Source organism: Rhizobium sp. 01L419 (assembly GCF_056400025.1).
The window spans coordinates 1-14519 of sequence record NZ_JBFTSM010000008.1; the positions used below are offsets into that span (position 1 = coordinate 1).

Consider the following 14519-nt stretch of genomic DNA (forward strand, 5'->3'; position numbering starts at 1 on the left):
GGCTGAAGGCGAACATGACGAGCAGCACGGCGACAAGGATGAAGCTCATGCCGCCGGCAATCACCGCCAGGCGTTTCTGCTTGCGCGTCATTCCACCGATCCTTCCGTCGCGAGGCCGAGTTCCTTGCCGAGCGCCAGGAGCTGTTTGCCCTGATCGCCCGATGCCGGGAAGGCCGCAAGCCCGCGCTTCAGGGCGGTCGCGGCGCGATCCTTGTCGTTCAATACGGCGTAAGAGCGGACAAGGCGCATCCAGCCCTCGAAATTGTTGGGATCGGCAGACAGTTTGGCATCCAGGCTCTCCACCATGCCGCGGATCATCTGCTGCCGGTCGCCGCTGTTCATCGTCTCGGCTGCTGCGACATCTTCGGCCGTCGGGCCGCCCGGAGCCGCAGGCTGTGCGGCAGCCTCGCCTGCAGGGGCGACCGCTGTGCCGCCGTTTTTGGCGATGTGCTCGTTGACCAGCGGCAGCCACGGCGCATCGGCCGGCGACTGCCTGGCGAGATCCTCGAAGGCACCCCGCGCCTCATCCGGTCGGCCAGCCTGCTCCAGGCTCAGCGCGATGTAGAAACGCGCACGCGGGTTGTTCCGCTCCAGAGACAGCGACTGTTCCAGCACCTGGCGCGCATCTTCCGTCACCACACCTTCGGCGATCGCCATCAGCGTTTCGGCAAGACCGTCGAGGCGCGCGGGGCTTGGGCCAAGCAGACGGATGGCGTTGCGATAGGCGGTCTCGGCATCGGAAATACGCATGGTGCTGAAGTAGATCGGCGCCAGCACATCCCAACCTTTGCCGTCGTCAGGATTCTGCGCCAGATGCCGCTCCGCCTTGGCGACGAGAACGGCCATATCATTGCCGGGATTGGCAAGCCGGGCTTCCAGCGGCTGGGACGGCAGGTCGGGCCTGCCGGTATTCATGTAAAGACAGAGCCCAATGACCGGCAGGAGCAGCACGATGAAGGCTTCAGTCAGGCGGTGATGCCTTGCAGGCTTGCCTTCTTCGGCCGGAGCAACACCGGAAACGGCGATCAGCCGGCGGCCGATCTCCGCGCGGGCGTAATCGGCCTCGTCAGCACTGATCAGGTCGCCCGAGAGATCCCTGTCGAGTTCGCGCAACTGGTCGCGATAGACGGCAGCCTCACCGGCACGCGTATTTTCGGCCGCCTTCGCTCCACGCAAAAGAGGGTAAAGCAGAATGGCGGCAACGGCCGCCGTCAGGATAGCCACGAGAATCCAGAACAGCATATCGGCTCAAATACTTGAAGCGTGCGCCCTTTCCAACTGCCAATGCCTGAATGACGAAGATTTGAGGCTATTGGCCGCAAGATAACGGGAAGAGAGATCAGCCGAGCGGCGACCAGGTGCCGTCTTCGTTGCGACAGGCAACACCGCGTGCTAGCGTATCCTTGCCATCGACAGTGACGGTGTGAGTGTACTGGCGGCAGTTCTGCGAGCCTACCTGATAAGGCGCTGCGACCACGACGCTGCCCTTGGCATCGCGACCGGTCCAGGTGACCGGCTGCCCGACGCCGGCGCCTTCCAGAGCACGGTATTCAGCTTCCAGCGCCCGCTGCTTGTCGCTGTCACCAAGCTCTACGCCGGTGTGGCCGACGATACCGCCCTGCAAAGCCGCGATGAAAGCGGCCGAAGCCGGAGGCTTGCCGCCGCCGAAAAGACCGCGCGTAGAACCTTTCGTCGTCGTGCAGCCAGAGAGCGCAACGGCGACGATAAGGGAAGAAACGATCATGCCTTGCCAACGTAGAGTCATTGCAATCGAACCACGATCAGGGGTGTCAACATAAGCCGATCGAAGTGCAGCGTCCCCGTGTCAGCATTAAGGCAAAGCATGCTATACATTTGCCACTATCTTTGTGACATCAAGCAGTTGCTCATGCAACATCCTTTGTCACACCCGGCAGGATAAGCTTGGCTTTCAGCCCGCCCCATTCCCCGCGCGTGAGTTCCAGGCGGCCCTGATACTCATTGGAAATCTCCGTGACGATGGAGAGGCCAAGGCCGGTTCCGGGCTTGCTTTCGTCCAGCCGCCGGCCGCGCTTCAGCGCTTCGCGGATCTGGTCGGGCTCCAGCCCCGGGCCGTCATCCTCGACGGCAAGCTCGACCCAATGCTTGCGGGCGCTTGCTTCTATTCCCTTCACATCCTCGCCGGCTTCGACCGCCGAGAGACGCACCTTGCTCCTGGCAAAGCGCGCGGCGTTTTCCAGGAGGTTGCCGACCGTCTCCTCGAGATCCTGCTGCTCCATGGCGACAGCCAGGTGTGGCGGCTGGACGACCAGTTCGAATTCGGTCTCGACGTTCAGGCGGCGCATGACGCGCACCAGCCGCTCCAGCGCCGGCTCGGCCTCGGTTCGGGCCAGCACGGTTTCGCGCTGGGCGGCAATGCGCGCCCGGTTGAGATAGGACTGCACCTGCCCCTGCATGGCCTCGGCCTGGTTGCGCACCAGTTCGCCATGCGACTTTTCAAGCACGCGCGCCTCGTTCAGCAGCACGGCGATCGGCGTCTTCAGCGAGTGGGCGAGATTGCCGACCTGCATGCGGGCCCGCTCGACGATGCGGCGGTTGCTGTCGATCAAGGCGTTGACCTCATTGGCAAGCGGCAGGATCTCGCGCGGGAAATCGCCCTTCAGCTGCTCGCTTTCGCCGGCGCGAACGCGTTCAAGGGCTGCGCGCGCCTTGTCGAGCGGCTTCAGGCCATAGAGAATGGCGAGCGCATTGACGATGAGACTGCCGACGCCGAAGCCGGCAAGCGCCAGATAGAGCCGGTGGGAGAAGTTGCGGACATCGTCCTCGACGACATCGACATTGCCGGTGACGCGGAAGCGCGCGGCGCGGCCATCGGTGTCGAGCACCACTTCGGTTTCGGCCACCTGCACCCGGTTTCCGGAGGCGTCCGTCACTTGGTAATAGCGCTCGTAATTCTTGTCGAAAGGGGCTTCGACGACCGACAGAACGGGGATGGTCGCCGAACCGAGCGACGGCGAAACGAGTGGTGCCGTCGTATAGGTGCCGAGCGGTTCGACCACCCAGTACCAGCCGGTTTTCGGCTGGGCGAAACGCAGGTCGCCAAGCTGCGGGCTGCCCGAGAGCGCGCCCTGATCGCCGATCGTCACGGAATTGATGACATTGTAGAGCTGGGCGCGCAGCAGGTCCTGAAAGCCCCGCTCCGCGCTTCGTCTGTAGAGTGTCGAGATCAACAGGCCGATCACCACCAGTGCCACCGTCGACCAGACCGTGGTCAGGAGCAGCACGCGTGCGGTGAGCGACTTAATTCGCATTGGTCGGCGTTTGGATGCGGTAACCGAGACCGCGCACCGTTTCGATCAGATCGACGCCCATCTTCTTGCGCAGGCGGCCGACGAAGACCTCGATCGTATTGGAATCGCGGTCGAAATCCTGATCGTACATATGCTCGACCAGCTCCGTGCGCGACACCACCTCGCCCATGTGATGCATGAGATAGGCAAGCAGCCTGTATTCATGCGAGGTGAGCTTCAGCGCCACGCCATTGACGATCGCCTTGGAGGACTTGGTATCGATCCGCACCGGGCCGCAGACGATTTCGGAGGAGGCATGGCCGGCCGCACGGCGGATAAGCGCGCGGATTCGGGCCAGCACTTCCTCGACATGGAAGGGCTTCGTCACATAGTCGTCGGCGCCGGCATCGATCCCGGCCACCTTGTCGCTCCAGCGGTCGCGGGCAGTCAGGATCAGCACAGGCACGGTGCGGCCGGCGCCGCGCCATTTTTCGAGCACTGTCACGCCATCCAGTTCGGGCAGGCCGATATCGAGAATGATGGCATCATAGGGCTCGGTATCGCCGAGGAAATGGCCTTCCTCGCCATCGAACGCCTGATCGACGACATACCCCGCCTCTTTCAGCGTGTCGCTCAGCTGCCGGTTCAAATTGACGTCGTCTTCGACTACCAGAATGCGCATCGCTTCGCCTTCATCCGCTGCAAATCACTGATGATATGAATAAGCCGATTCCGTTTACATCGGAACCTTTACCGTCACCTTGCGCGGACGCTGGCCATTGCCCTGAACGAGAACGGTGATGATGCAGGCGTCGCCCACCGGCTGCACGGAAAGAAGCTGGCCACCCGTCTCGTCCACGACCTGCTGGGCTGCGGCGCTGCAATCGCGCGCTACACGCAGGACAAGCGTGTGGGTATCGTCCGGTGAGGGCGCCGAAACCGCCAGCCCGGCGGCCAATGCTGCGACGCTCAGAGGAGAGGCCATGTGCTGTGCTTTCAATGTAATGCCAACTTGTCCCGAATATGTACTCAAGCGACCTGAATGGCAAATGAATGCACGGCAATGCAGGCTTTTTAGAACAATTCTCGACTATTGCGCGAAATATACGCGATTCCTGAATGATGGGCGGAAAATGCCGTTAACACACTCTGCCGCAAGGGAAATCTCGGCGCCTTCAAAAACCGTACCGGATTTGTTCGATCGACGCCTTTCGCCATCAGGTTGAAGCTGCTATCGCTTGGTCCACCTTCATTCATTTCATTCCAGAATCCATGCAAAAATCATTTTCGCTTCGTACGGCGCAGACGGTTGGCGTGCTCGCCGTCACCCAGCTTATCGGCTGGGGCACCACCTTCGATATGCTTGGTGTCATGGGCCGCGTCATTGCGCCCTCGCTGGGGCTGCCGAATGAAGCGATCTTCGCCGGCCTGACGGTCATGATGGTCATCAGCGCATTTGCCGGTCCCACCACCGGGCGCTGGCTCGGCCGCTATGGCGCGGCCAAGGTGCTGGCCGCCTCGTCGATCACCTTCGCGATCGGCCTGCTGCTGCTTGCCGCCGCCACCAATGTCATCGTCTATGGCCTCGCCTGGGTCGTCATCGGGCTCGGCGGGGCGCTCGGCCTTTCGGCACCCTGCTACACGGCCGTCGTGGAGCGCGAGGGGGCGAACAGCAAACGCGTCATTGCCATCCTGATGCTGTTCACGGGCTTGTCGGCCACCATCTTCTGGCCGATCCTGACGCTTCTCAACGAGAATTTCGGCTGGCGCGTCACCTTCATCGTCAGCGCGTGCCTGCAATTCTTCGTCTGCCTGCCGTTGCATCTCTTCGGCCTGCCGAAACCGGTCGCGAGCCACACGCATGGGGCTGCCGCCGAAACGCCGCCGATCGAGCTCACGCCGGGCGACCGGCGCAAGGCCTTCCTGCTGATCGCGATTTCGACCACACTCGGCACCTTCATCACCTTCGGCGTCTCGCCTTCATTGCTCGAAATCTTCCGCCAGTCCGGCGCATCGACCGCCCTTGCGTTGCAGCTCGGTGCGGCCCGCGGCGTGATCGGTATTTCGGCGCGCGCGCTCGATATGCTGCTCGGCAAGCGCGGCAATCCGATCCTGACATCGGTGATGGGCGTCAGCCTGATGCTGTTCAGCTTCCTCATGCTCTTCATCGTGCCGCCATCGACGCCGCTGCTCGTCACCTTCGTGCTGCTTTACGGCTTCGGCTCCGGCGTGCTTGCGGTTGCCCGCGCGCTGCTGCCGCTCGCCCTCTTCTCGCCCAGGGAATACGGATTGCAGGCGGCCCGCCTGTCGATGCCGCAGAACCTTGCCAACGCTATTGCCCCCGTCATATTCACCGCCATCCTCGACCGCGCCGGCGCCGGTCCGACGATCATCACCTGCGCCGTGCTTGCCGCCATCGCAATGGTCTTCGTGCTGATGCTGATGGCGTTGGTGCGCAGCGCAACACCGAGCATACAGCCGGCCTGACCGGAGGCGGTTCAGCCGTCCACGGCTGCCGGAGGCTGGCTTGGCTTTCGAGATCTGGCTTTTAATCTCTTTTGATTATGATGTTCTCAGAACCGAACTGAGAACTGGCACGCTGCCATCTGGCGCGGAGAGCTCCGTTGCCGCACCATCAGCGTTGCCAATCCGCCAATCTTCTGAATCGTTTGCGCCTTTTTTCTCAAGGGTTGTTTCCGGTCCTTCACAGATTGGTGCATCTGTCATCGCCGCCGATTCCAGTTTCTTATCTATCTCTTTGAAAATGAATAAGAATTTTAAAAGTGAGCCACCAATGCAGTGATTTTGGAGCTAAGTCATTGATAATGAATAAGTGATTCACTTGACCTCAAAATTACGCGTAAAGAATTTCAAACCAGAGACAGTGCCCGCTGAAATTTTTTTGTATATATTTTTGGCGCCCGATGGATCACTTATTCATTATCAATGGCTTAGCTGAAAATCCGCTACACAATAGGACATTTTCGCAAATTCCTATTCATTTTCAATTGGATAGATCGGCACCGAAAGCGGCGCCAATGGCCATCGTCAATCCTGCAGGGGTCTGGTGACCGCCTTGTCGCTATCGAAATCGGCTGCGGTCCTGGCATCCCTAAGCGGCTTTACCGTACGGGTCGAAAGGTCATAATCGGGATGCGCCTTGTAGGCGGCGAGCGCCTCCTCATTCTCGAATTCGCCGTAAACGATGAAATCGATCGCATTGCCCCACTGGTCGGTCTTGACGTTCTCGCCGATTTCCAGCTTCAGCGCATGCGGAATGCCCGTCAGTATGGAGAGCCCCTTGCGCACCGCCTCGCGGTTTTCCTCCGGCACGGTGAAGAAGACGATATGGCGGATCACGCGGGACACTCCTGTGGCAGTTCGCGGGGTTTGAACTCTCTGGGCCTGAGCCGGGCGATAACACGCGCCGACCGGGTCTTCAACCGGGCCACAATGCCGCGTCAGGCTGTAAGTTCATCGAGCGGATGGAGGCGTCGGAGGTCGGAGATCAAGTATGCGCAGTGACCGATAAAGCTTGAGCCTCGCGGCCCGGCCGGATGTTACGACCAAGATTGCGCTGCTGAACCAAATCTAGCGATCAGCGCGGCAAGAGCCGCTACCATAAGAAGGTAAGCGAGGAAGGCCTGCCACGCTCCCATCGGGAGGCCGACGAGCAGGAGCGTGTCGTTTCCACCAGGGATAAGGAGCGCCCCGAAGCCCATCAGAATGCCGCCCATTATCCTTCGCGACATACTTCTCCATGTCGGCCAGGTTAGCGAAAAACGATGTCGGCGAATTCTCGCCGAAACGAGACTGCCTGCGAACATGCAGACAAAAATCAGCGAACTCGTCACCGGGATCGAAAGCATCGATCCAATCGAGGTGGTGATCGAGAAGCGGGGGGCGAACGCTGACAAAGTGGCCGAAGTCATGCCAATCGTACCCATTGCCAGCGTTAGCCGCCGAAAGTTCGTCTCGGATTTGAAAGAGACGGCCAGTCTCAGAAAGAGAAATGCGGGCAGAACCACCAGCAAAGCTTCCAGCGCAAGCGGCGGTGCGGCGCTGATTGGCATTGGATCCGGGCGGAGTTCGAGCACTGCATCGAGGGAGAGGATGACCAGAATTCCGAGGAACGTGAAGCCGAACTCCAGTTCCCCGTTGCCAAAATGCCCGACCGATCCGAAGATGCAAGCACCGTTCACGTATACGCCGACGCCAAAGAGGATGGCTGCGCCGACCATGTGAAGCAAGGGAGACCATCCACTCTGCATGGCCGGCAACGTATCGAGGACGATATATCCGACGGCAGCCCACACCGCGCATTCGGCTAAAGCGAGAAACCGTGCAGGTCGGCGCTCGGAAACCAACTCGGTCGTAGCGATGAAGGTGCAGATCGAACCGTAGTTCATCGCAAAGCCGAGTACGAAGCTCAGCGTGCCGATAACGCTGAAACCCGCCCATGTCTCGAAAGCTTTCGCCCCCGCACCGCCGAGCAACCCGTCCACGGCACCAATCCTCCGTTCAGAGAAGAAGATCGCGCTTCGCAGAATGGCACGAGTTTCGCTTTCAGTGAATGGTGAACGCCCCGATCCGAGCTGGATCAGGGCGTTCGCACAAAGGCTAACTGCCGGGCTTTCGGATCTAGGCTCTGGCGGACCGGATCGCGAGAAGGGAATCCATTGCAATCCAGAGCGATAGGGCCAGAAGCCCGACGTCCTTGAGCAGGAATTGACCAGGGGCGACCGAAATGGCCGGGAACCCGAGTTCGGGGACAACCACGCCAGGGGTCGTAATCATGAAGCTGATGGTGGTGACGAACAGTCCGGACGACAGGGCGCCTCCCAGTAACGAATAAACCGGGCTAATGAACCTTGCTGCGATGAGTGTGCCGATACTCAGTTCCAGGACGCCAAGAAAGCTCGAAAAGCCTCGCACACTGAAGATCGCATACATCCAGCTTACAAGAGGGCTGTTACTGACCAGATCGACCAGTCCCTGCGCTTCGTAGGCCGTAAATTTCATGCCGCCAAACCAGGCATAAATCACGGCGATCGAAACATAGAGGCCGGCGGTTGTCGCCGCGCGGCCATAGGTGTCCGCCAGATGCAAAATGTTGAAGGTGCTCCTGGACTTCGGCTGCTTGCCGATATGATTGATAGCTTGGGTCATTTCCTTCTCCCATTGAATTGATCTCCAGAGGCTTCTCGCCTCCATGGAGAAACGATACCAACCTGTATCGTTAGCAACGAAATACTACAGATCTGTATCGTTTCCAAATCACGAAAGCGCGATCATCGTCGCTCTCCGATGCAGAAAGCCCGCGAGCTCAATCGGCGGAAAGCGGTGTTCAAAGGAATTGTCTGCGCTTGTGCATTGCCATTGGTTGCTGGAACACCTAACTATCGCTACAGATCAGTTCTGTTTGAGGTGTGACATGCGGCGATCAGAGATCAGGGACCATCTTCTTGAAACGGCCCTCCGTCTGTTCAACGAGAAAGGGTACCAGGCAACGGGGGTCGATTTGATTATCGCGGAAAGCGGCGTCGCGAAAACGACGCTGTATCGGCACTTCGAGACCAAGGAGGATCTGATCGTTGCCGCGCTCGAGCGGCGCGACGAGGAGGATCGCCGTGAGATGCGCGAGTTTGTGGAAAAGCGTGCAAGTGATCCGGCAGAGCGGATTTTGTTGACGTTCGACTTTCTGCAGCTCTGGTTCAAAGACAAGGACTTCAGGGGCTGCAGCTTTATGGCCGCCACAGGAGAACACAAGGACATGGTCGATCCCGTGTTTCGTGCCGCCAGCATGCACAAGCGCCTGACGCTCGCCTATTTCGAAGAACTTGCTCATGCTGCACGGCTCCGCGACCCAAGACGTGTGGCGGACGAAATCAATATTCTTCATGAGGGAGCAACGGCCGTAGCCCAAGTGGTTCGCTCAGCGGAGCCCGGCCGCCAGGCGAAACGGATGGCGGCCGCTATCCTCGCGACGATGGAACGCGATTAGTCAGAAACCGATAACAGCTCCATCCGCCAGATAAGGCTGGCGTCGTCGGCTTCAGTTGCTTCCGGCTGGCTCCTCGGAAAAGTGAGCCAACCAGACTTTTGTTCGATGCTTGTCCCGTTCCGCATAGTCGCGGACGGCCTGTTCGAGGTCGCTGGAATTGGGTGGATCGTTGTCAACACCGATCTCGGCGAGCCGCATCGTGTACCATGCGGTGATCCCACCCTCCGGAGCGTTTGGGAACCTGGGAAAGGACGGCTCCGATCTCTGGTCTTCTTTCCAAAGATTGGGAAGAGAAGGCTCAAGGGCGAGTGCGCGCGCAAGACCGACAATGTCGACGGCACCGCATGCCACGGCGTCTTCGGCCTGCCCGCGAGTCTTGAAACCGCCAGTCAGCATAAGAGGCTTGGTTGTGACAGCGCGTGCGCGTTTCGCGAATTCGAGGAAGTAGGGCCCCCGGCCCGCCCTGTCGGAGGCTGATTTTGCGCCAGGAAAGTAAGTCCCGCCGCTGATATCGATCAGGTCGATCGAAGATCGGTCCAGCGCCGTCACCACTTCGAGAGCGTCATCCTCGTCGAACCCTCCTTCTAGTTCGTCCGAAGAATTCAGTTTCACGGCGATCGGGAAAGCCGGTCCGACAGCGACCCGGGTTGCTTCGATAACTTCCAGCAGAATCCGCATACGATGGGCGATCTCCCCTCCGTATGCATCGCGCCGCCTGTTGAACAACGGTGAAAGAAACTGGCTCAGCAGAAATCCATGTGCCGCGTGAATTTGCACACCGCCAAACCCCGCCTGCTGCGCTAGCCGGGCTGTCGTTGCATATTGCGAGGGCAATCGGCCTAGTTCCTTCAAGGTGATTTCCGCGCAACGCAGGCCTTGCACGTCGAAAGCACTCGGACCCTTCGGGTGGCTTGTCGGTGCATAGGCAAGCGCTCCAGCGTGACCGAGTTGCAGCCAGAGCCCGCTGCCGTTTTGGCTGCCGTGCAGAGCAAGTTTTCTGAATTGTTCGACGTCCGATGCTTCGTTGAGCACCAGGTTACCGGGGTTCTCGGCGTAGCCGGAGGTAAGCTGGACCTCTCCGATTATGGATACGGCCAATCCACCTTCGGCCCAGCGTTGATAGAGCCTCATCTGCGCAACGGTCGGATGCCCGGTTCCGTCGCCGAGTGAGTCCGACATCGCCGATTTCGCAATTCGATTATCAAGGGTCAAACCGCAAGGTAGCTGAAGCGGTTCAAACAGCGGTCCACGACTTTGCCTCGGAGCTTTCACGACAACACCTCGGCATGCATTTTATCGCTGAAAACGGGCGGCAGGGCAATGTCAGCTGCCATCGTCGCTATAGCGTGTCGGCTGGCAGGCGGACGTCATCAGCCTCCAGCGATTTCGACATCGCGGAAGCTCGCCGGCCAAGGCGTTAGATCAAGTCCACGAACCGCATTGCTCCGTGCGGATCGCAGCGAGGAAGGCCTGTCCGTATCCGGCGAGCTTTTCCGCCCTGTCGGTGCCGTTGACGATCCGGCGCGCATTGACCCAGTCTTCCCTCTCCTCATTGAGGTGGTCGCAAAGCCGGTGGCTGGTGAAGCTGCCGCGCAGCATGCCCTCGATCAGGATCGTCACGGCCGGCGCCATTTCCATCGCCCGGTCGGGACGAGCGACGAGATCGATGCCGGTCACTTCACTCATCGCTTCGTAATTGCGCCTGTGGGTCAGCTGCACCAGCCCGCGGCCGAGCCAGCTGTTGCCATCCTCGTCCGGCCGCCAATAGGGCGTCTTCACCCAGGAGAGCCGGCCGCCCGCAAAGGCGGCCTCGAGAATCTTGACGGCGCGCGAATCACTCGTTGCCAGCGTCTCGCGCACAGGCTGCATCGTGTAAGCCGTCTCATGAAACGCGGTGGCTAATATATAGGCCAGCCAGCGCCGATCTGCGGTAGCCAAATTCGCGTCCCAGTAGTCAAAGATGGCGTTCATGCCCTCGATTTGGCCCGGCGCGAGGCTGCCCTTGAACAGCGAGTGCTGCACAGTGTCGAAGAAGAATTGCCGGTCGAGCGAGACAGTCATGATACGGCTCTCAGAGGTCTTTTGTGGTTAACGTTCGCTTAATCGATTGAAATTAACTAAATCGTTTCAAGTGTGACGCTGGTTTATTTACACGCAGTTTTTATTGTGCGATGCATCAATTCGTAAGCACATCCTTGCTGAGGAAGAGAGGTATACGATGCAGACCACCGCAGAAACTCCGACCAAGATCCCCCAGCACGTCGTCGACCAGATGGAAAACGAGTGGCGCCAGGTACGCACGCAGCGCGAGAATCCGCGCCCCGTCCGCCTGCCCTCGCAGAACGACTCCTAGATACAATCCTGCCGGGTGAGGACGTCCTGGACCCCTCACCCGCTTTCCCCGCGTTGCCAGCATTCGTGCTCCTGCCGACGCAGCGGTCACCGCCTATCCCTCACGTTTCGTCGCAGTCAGCCTGCCGGCCAGCCGGTCCAAGGTCCTGCGAAACATATCCTTGTCATCCAACGCCCGCGCGAGCACCAGCGCGCCCTGAATACCTGATACCGCCTCTTCGGCTGCCGCAAGAGCAGCCTCCCCGGAGTAACCGGCGCGGACCAACGCCTGGCGCAGTGCCTCGATCCAGCGGACGAAATAATCCCGGATGACCGGCGAGAAGCGCTCGCGCGTGTCGTCCAGCGCAAAGGCGCCGACGAGGCAGATGCGGCTGCCGGAGCGGAAATAGTCCATGACATTCGCCCACATCGCATCGATTGCCGCCCTGGCATCGTCATGGCGCAACGGCTCGTAGATGGCGCGTTCGAACCAGCCGTCGACATCGGCGAGGACGGAGGCCGCCATCTCCTCCTTCCCACCGGGAAAGAAGTGATAGAGGCTACCCTTGCCGATGCCGGTGCGCTCGGTGATGCGGCTCAATGTCGTGCCCTCGTAGCCGAGCTCGCGGAAGATTTCCGCAAGCAGCGGCACGACATCGGCACGTTCATAAACGGTCTTCACAACTCACCTTTGGTCACCTTCAGCCTCAAAGGCCGAGGTCGGAAAGGCCCGGATGGTCGTCGGGCCGCCGGCCGAGCGGCCAGTGGAACTTGCGATCCGATTCCTTGATCGGCAGATCGTTGATGCAGGCGAAACGGCGCTGCATCAAGCCCTCGGCATCGAATTCCCAATTCTCGTTACCGTAAGAACGGAACCAGTTGTTGCTGTCGTCATGCCACTCATAGGCAAAGCGCACGGCGATACGATTGTCGGTGAAAGCCCAGAGTTCCTTGATCAGCCGGTAATCCAGCTCCTTCGCCCATTTGCGCGTAAGAAAAGCGACGATCTCAGCGCGACCGGTGACGAATTCGGCGCGGTTCCGCCACTGGCTCCCGGGCGTATAGACGAGCGAGACGCGCTGCGGATCGCGGCTGTTCCAGCCGTCTTCGGCAAGACGGACCTTCTGGGTTGCGGTTTCATGAGTGAAGGGGGGAAGCGGTGCGGGCATATCTGGTCTCCGTGGTTGGGTTGTACCTTTCGTTATGTATTGTACTTATCGGTACACTAGTTGCAAGAGGTCTTGCCGCCCGATGACTGCGGCATTTTGGCTGACCTCGAGAGCGCCGCGATGCATTCGCGAGTGCAGAATCCCGTGCATATAACAATAAATAAAACTTCCAATTGCACACAATAAGTATATGATCCGCCGCTGGGATCTTATCTCACCTGAAAGAAATATAATTTTGAGCCGATTTTCGTATTTCGGAACATGGGAGGAAAATAATGCCTGCTGATGTTGCAATTCTGCATGGCTGGAGTGACACGGCCCAGTCCTTCACTTCACTTCGCGATTTTCTTGCTCGAAATAAATTCAATGCGCAACGGATTCTGCTTGCCGACTACATTTCCCTTGATGACGATGTCCGCATCGAAGATGTCGCGGCGCGGATGGATATTGCGGTCAACGAGGCGATCAGAAACCGCCGACTCACGCCGCCCTTCGACATGATCGTGCACAGCACAGGCGGGCTTGTTGCGCGCGAATGGATTTCCCGCTTCTACCCCGATGCCGCAAAGTGCCCGGTCAAGAGGCTGGTAATGCTGGCGCCGGCCAATTTCGGCTCGCGGCTCGCCTCCACCGGCAAGAGCATGCTCGGCCGCATCATCAAAGGATGGAACAATTGGTTTCAGACGGGCACGCAGACGCTGAATGGATTGGAACTCGCCTCCGAATATCAATGGGATCTCGCACTGCGCGACCTGCTCGACCCGTCAGGAGAGTCTGCCGGCCCCTATGGGCCGGATAAAATCATGCCGTTCGTCGTCATCGGAACCAAGGGTTATGAAGACGTCTTGAGAGAAATCGTCAACGAGAACGGCAGTGACGGAACCATTCGCTGCGCAGCCGCCAACCTCAACGTTCGCGGTTTCACGGTGGATTTCTCACACAGCGAGAAGGATACAGAGGTTGTACCCGTGCCATGGCATGTCCGCGCCGGCGACGTGCTCTTCCCTTTTGCAATTCTTCCGGACAGGGACCACAGCTCCATCATAAAGCCGGACGAACAAAGCGGGGCCAACGAAGACATTTCGGACCGCCTCGGCAAGCTCATTTTGCAGGCGCTGAAATGCAATGGCAAAGCCGAATATGCTGCGATCGCCGAGGACTGGCGAAAGATTAGCGAGGCGACTGCGGCAAGCACCCCTGAGCAGCTTGGAAAGACAATGCCTGACGATACCAATGCCCTCCATCAGTATCTTCAGATCGTCATTTACGTCCGAGACGATCAAGGACAGGCGATCAATGACTATTTCGTTGAATATTTTTCGCCTAACCAGCGCGGCAGCAAGGAATCGATCATCTTCCATCGAGACGTGCTGGATCACGTCCACGTCAACGGTCTGTCACCGTCGCGCCGCTGCTTCTTCATCGACCGGACCGATTTGATGTTCAAGTACTATGAGGCAATAACCAAGAAGGACAACAAGGTCGTTTCCATCAGTCTTTCGGCCAGCGATCCCGGCGAAAATATCCGTTATTTCGATAACCAGAAGGTCGGAGCCGCCGGCCATCTCACCGTACATCGCGCTTCCGACGACCGCCAGGAGGTCCTTGGAGCGCATTGCCTCATACGCAACACCACCCACTTTGTCGAAATCATCATTCCGCGCCGCGGGATAGACAAGGTCTTCAAGATCTGAGAGTCAGGGCAGCCTGCAATGCCCCGGTACGACCTCGCAAGCCGCTCATTCC

17 protein-coding genes and 1 pseudogene are annotated in these 14519 nt (G+C 59.3%); 5 read left to right on the forward strand and 13 right to left on the reverse strand.

Annotated features, from left to right (window positions below):
- The 6 genes and pseudogenes from AC1DUP_RS16680 to AC1DUP_RS16705 form a co-directional block, all read right to left on the reverse strand.
- A pseudogene (locus AC1DUP_RS16680) lies at positions 1-91 on the reverse strand (cytochrome c maturation protein CcmE); the annotation flags it as partial.
- Entirely contained in the window at positions 88-1242 is a 1155-nt protein-coding gene (ccmI, locus tag AC1DUP_RS16685; RefSeq protein WP_477833247.1) for a c-type cytochrome biogenesis protein CcmI, read from the reverse strand. The pseudogene AC1DUP_RS16680 and the gene ccmI, both read right to left, overlap by 4 nt.
- Before the next feature lie 97 nt (positions 1243-1339).
- Entirely contained in the window at positions 1340-1765 is a 426-nt protein-coding gene (locus tag AC1DUP_RS16690; protein ID WP_113301653.1) for a hypothetical protein, read from the reverse strand.
- Between the two features lie 121 nt (positions 1766-1886).
- The gene (locus AC1DUP_RS16695; protein WP_477833248.1) at positions 1887-3290 is read right to left on the reverse strand and encodes an ATP-binding protein; all 1404 of its coding nucleotides are present in this window, start codon (positions 3288-3290) and stop codon (positions 1887-1889) included.
- Positions 3280-3951 (reverse strand): response regulator transcription factor, encoded by a 672-nt coding sequence (locus AC1DUP_RS16700; protein WP_113301651.1) that lies wholly within the window; start codon positions 3949-3951, stop codon positions 3280-3282. The genes AC1DUP_RS16695 and AC1DUP_RS16700 overlap by 11 nt, the downstream gene beginning before the upstream one ends.
- A 54-nt stretch (positions 3952-4005) precedes the next feature.
- Complete coding sequence (locus tag AC1DUP_RS16705; protein ID WP_113301650.1) at positions 4006-4254, reverse strand: hypothetical protein; 249 nt, start codon at positions 4252-4254, stop codon at positions 4006-4008.
- 287 nt (positions 4255-4541) lie between these two features.
- On the opposite strand from AC1DUP_RS16705, the gene AC1DUP_RS16710 reads away from it, so the two are divergent.
- Both AC1DUP_RS16710 and AC1DUP_RS16715 read left to right on the forward strand, forming a co-directional pair.
- A complete protein-coding gene (locus tag AC1DUP_RS16710) occupies positions 4542-5756 on the forward strand; it encodes an MFS transporter (RefSeq protein WP_477833249.1) in 1215 nt (404 codons plus the stop codon).
- Between the two features lie 40 nt (positions 5757-5796).
- On the forward strand, positions 5797-6072 hold the full coding sequence (locus tag AC1DUP_RS16715; RefSeq protein WP_477833250.1) for a hypothetical protein: 276 nt from the start codon (positions 5797-5799) through the stop codon (positions 6070-6072).
- Between the two features lie 245 nt (positions 6073-6317).
- Here the strand turns inward: AC1DUP_RS16715 and AC1DUP_RS16720 are convergent, their stop codons facing one another.
- The 3 genes from AC1DUP_RS16720 to AC1DUP_RS16730 all read right to left on the reverse strand — a co-directional run bounded on the left by AC1DUP_RS16720 (position 6318) and on the right by AC1DUP_RS16730 (position 8438).
- Positions 6318-6629, reverse strand: coding sequence for a Dabb family protein (locus tag AC1DUP_RS16720; RefSeq protein ID WP_477833251.1), 312 nt, complete (start codon positions 6627-6629; stop codon positions 6318-6320).
- Between the two features lie 200 nt (positions 6630-6829).
- Positions 6830-7678, reverse strand: a complete 849-nt coding sequence (locus AC1DUP_RS16725; protein WP_477833252.1) for a YeeE/YedE thiosulfate transporter family protein — start codon at positions 7676-7678, stop codon at positions 6830-6832.
- A gap of 232 nt (positions 7679-7910) precedes the next feature.
- A complete protein-coding gene (locus AC1DUP_RS16730; RefSeq protein ID WP_477833253.1) occupies positions 7911-8438 on the reverse strand; it encodes a YkgB family protein in 528 nt (175 codons plus the stop codon).
- 265 nt (positions 8439-8703) lie between these two features.
- Here AC1DUP_RS16730 and AC1DUP_RS16735 point away from each other — a divergent pair, with 265 nt between their 5' ends.
- Entirely contained in the window at positions 8704-9273 is a 570-nt protein-coding gene (locus tag AC1DUP_RS16735) for a TetR/AcrR family transcriptional regulator (RefSeq protein ID WP_477833254.1), read from the forward strand.
- A gap of 51 nt (positions 9274-9324) precedes the next feature.
- On the opposite strand, the gene AC1DUP_RS16740 is transcribed toward AC1DUP_RS16735, so the two are convergent.
- Positions 9325-10545 (reverse strand): NADH:flavin oxidoreductase/NADH oxidase family protein, encoded by a 1221-nt coding sequence (locus AC1DUP_RS16740; RefSeq protein ID WP_477833255.1) that lies wholly within the window; start codon positions 10543-10545, stop codon positions 9325-9327.
- Between the two features lie 150 nt (positions 10546-10695).
- The gene (locus AC1DUP_RS16745) at positions 10696-11334 is read right to left on the reverse strand and encodes a hypothetical protein (protein WP_477833256.1); all 639 of its coding nucleotides are present in this window, start codon (positions 11332-11334) and stop codon (positions 10696-10698) included.
- A 157-nt stretch (positions 11335-11491) separates the two neighbouring features.
- On the opposite strand from AC1DUP_RS16745, the gene AC1DUP_RS16750 reads away from it, so the two are divergent.
- Complete coding sequence (locus AC1DUP_RS16750) at positions 11492-11626, forward strand: hypothetical protein (protein ID WP_477821735.1); 135 nt, start codon at positions 11492-11494, stop codon at positions 11624-11626.
- A gap of 93 nt (positions 11627-11719) precedes the next feature.
- Here AC1DUP_RS16750 and AC1DUP_RS16755 read toward each other — a convergent pair whose 3' ends face one another.
- Positions 11720-12286 carry a TetR/AcrR family transcriptional regulator gene (locus AC1DUP_RS16755; RefSeq protein WP_113301643.1) on the reverse strand — a complete coding sequence of 189 codons (567 nt, stop codon included), beginning with the start codon at positions 12284-12286 and terminating at the stop codon, positions 11720-11722.
- Between the two features lie 25 nt (positions 12287-12311).
- Positions 12312-12773, reverse strand: a complete 462-nt coding sequence (locus AC1DUP_RS16760; protein ID WP_113310065.1) for a nuclear transport factor 2 family protein — start codon at positions 12771-12773, stop codon at positions 12312-12314.
- A gap of 275 nt (positions 12774-13048) precedes the next feature.
- Between AC1DUP_RS16760 and AC1DUP_RS16765 the strand changes: the two genes are divergently transcribed.
- A complete protein-coding gene (locus AC1DUP_RS16765) occupies positions 13049-14467 on the forward strand; it encodes an esterase/lipase family protein (protein ID WP_477833257.1) in 1419 nt (472 codons plus the stop codon).
- The last annotated feature ends 52 nt before the right edge of the window (positions 14468-14519 follow it).